2 protein-coding genes are annotated in these 2,185 nt (G+C 47.6%); both read left to right on the top strand.

All coding sequences use genetic code 11. From position 1 onward, the window contains the following. The first annotated feature begins 609 nt into the window (after positions 1–609). Positions 610–1,179 carry a hypothetical protein gene (locus VE954_RS41730; RefSeq protein ID WP_324964436.1) on the top strand — a complete coding sequence of 190 codons (570 nt, stop codon included), beginning with the start codon at positions 610–612 and terminating at the stop codon, positions 1,177–1,179. Beyond that, positions 1,176–1,826: an RES domain-containing protein gene (locus VE954_RS41725; RefSeq protein WP_324964434.1), complete on the top strand. Its 651-nt coding sequence runs from the start codon at positions 1,176–1,178 to the stop codon at positions 1,824–1,826. Before VE954_RS41730 ends, VE954_RS41725 begins: the two co-directional genes overlap by 4 nt. Positions 1,827–2,185 lie beyond the last annotated feature (359 nt).

Raw genomic sequence — 2,185 nt, 5'->3', positions numbered from 1 at the left:
TTGAAGTGAGTTTCTGAAGGGGTCATTCCCCGGACACAGTTATCCTGCAAGGGTGTAAAACTGCTCAAATGGAGTGGAGCCCTGGATATGGATCTGACTTTTTTTGATCATGGCCATCATCTCAATGCCGGCAATCGTTTTGGGTCTGTTGCGTTTGTGTTTTCCAATCACGCAACCAGCTAAAATCACTATAGACGCCATACTTGCATATTTAGCGGTTTCGTCAGGTTACAGTTTATTGGAAAACAAACGCAACAGAACCCCGGCGCCTCACCAGCACGCATTTTACACCGGAGACTGTTAGCCAAGTGCTCTTTGAGCCTGGGCTCCAGTAGCTTGGCCTCAAAAGAGATGTCATTGAAATCATTGAATATTGTGATCCATAGTAATGGTGGCTACTCTATCTCAGGGATAAGGCCTTCTTTTTAAATGGAGTATCTGATCTGGTAAATCACATGCGACGAAGGCATGTAACCGTTTAAATTTATTAACATGTTAGGTATGTTGGAAATGATCGTTAAGTGTGTTACATTTTATGCCGAAGAGGTGTATGATGGTCATGGGGGGTGAACCGTGGTAGCGCGTAAACTTCGGAACGAGGAAGAGCCTATGCAGCCAACCAGTGATAGCCGTGAAATTGTTCGCGAGAGGATATTTTTGCGTTTGAAGTCGAAACTTCGCGGGAAGCCAGCTCGGTTTGAGCAGTTGGTTCTGGAGGGGCTTGAGAGCCTTGCGGACGTCCCTGAGGATTACGAGACGGACGAGGAACGCGAGCTTTGGTTTGAGAACCAGAAATTGAAGCTTCTTGCGCGTCGGGAACGTCTGTCGGGCTGCATGAAGCTCGATGAGACTGCCCAGCTATTGGGCGTGAGTGTTAATGCTTTGTATATGCGGATCAGTCGTGGGAACCTGTTGGCCTTCAAGGAAGGGAAGGAACATTTCGTACCCCGCTGGCAGTTTGATTTGAGTACGGACAACCAGCTGATTCGTGGGTTTGATCAGGTTCTGGCTCATTTAAAGGAGTTCGACGACAATTCAGATACATTCAAAAACAAGCTACTGTGGTTGACGCGCCCATGTGAACGTTTTGATAGTGAGACTCCGATTGAGGCAATGAAGAAGGGCCGCATCCATGAAGTGATGGATTACCTGGCGAGTATAGGGGGTGGTCACCGTTGAGTACAGAAGATCTGCTGCCTCTGCCGCCTGATGAGAAGATTCCCCAGATCAAGCCTATATACGCAAGCCTCGTAGCTGGATCAGTCCTGCTGAGGCTTTCGTCTTTTAAGCATTCCGGTTCACTTTTCAACCCGATGGGACCTGCGAACCGTTTTGACTGTCACCCTGTGGGTCCGTATCAGGCTCATGATAGCGCTTTTGGTGTTTGTTATCTGGGCAGCACACTGAAAAGTTGTATTGCTGCAACGTGTTTGTCGTCTTATCAAACTGGTCATTCAGTAAATGGCCATCTGGATTCAAGTCGCATGGTTGTGCGGGTCGAGGTGACAGAGGGGCTGGATCTCTTGGATTTGTCTGGAGATGGACCTTTGATGGCCGGGACGCGTATGGGCATACTGGACGAATATCAAAAGCGATCGATCACTCAGGAATGGGCCCGTCGCTTCTATTTGAATCCATTTGGTGAGTATCAGCCAATTGACGGAATTCGCTGGCTGTCAGCGAAGAATAGGGAGATGGTCTATGTGCTTTACGCGCGGGCACATAATAAAGTGAAAATTATTCGCAAAGCTGGGGTATTGGATAAATCCTTACGCACAGAGGTCATGCGTATCTGCAGAGATTACAGGATCGTAATCGATGGCTAGCACTACAGGGTTAAGTTTCTAGCTGGTGTCGTGACCAAGCATTGGTCTCCAAAGCAATCTTTTATTGCAATTTGGGCAAACGAATTCTCTGGCAGCATGATTAATACACCGCCGAACTTGCGGAAGAGTCATTGCGATTTTCGTTTTTTTTTATGTTAAGACGCAGCAGCTGCAAAAAATCATAGGCCATGAAGGTAAGAGCAATATGGTGATGAAGCCGTTGTGTTGCAAAAAATCTCTGGTGTTTTGACCTGGGAGCCGTCATATTCCCGAGTTCACCGTACCCAGGGAGTGGTTATGGCGCTGAGCTTCAAAGGACGGCATTTCCAAAAGTCGATTATCCTGACCTCCATCCGCTG

This window comes from Oligoflexus sp. (assembly GCF_035638955.1).
Classification (GTDB): Bacteria; Bdellovibrionota_B; Oligoflexia; order Oligoflexales; family Oligoflexaceae; genus Oligoflexus.
The sequence above is the reverse complement of the archived record's forward strand: the minus strand, read 5'-3'. Positions and strand labels throughout refer to the sequence as shown.

Coding starts and splice junctions, on each gene's coding strand:
- VE954_RS41730 (WP_324964436.1), top strand. CDS start 610: ATGCAGCCAACCAGTGATAGCCGTGAAATTGTTCGCGAGAGGATATTT.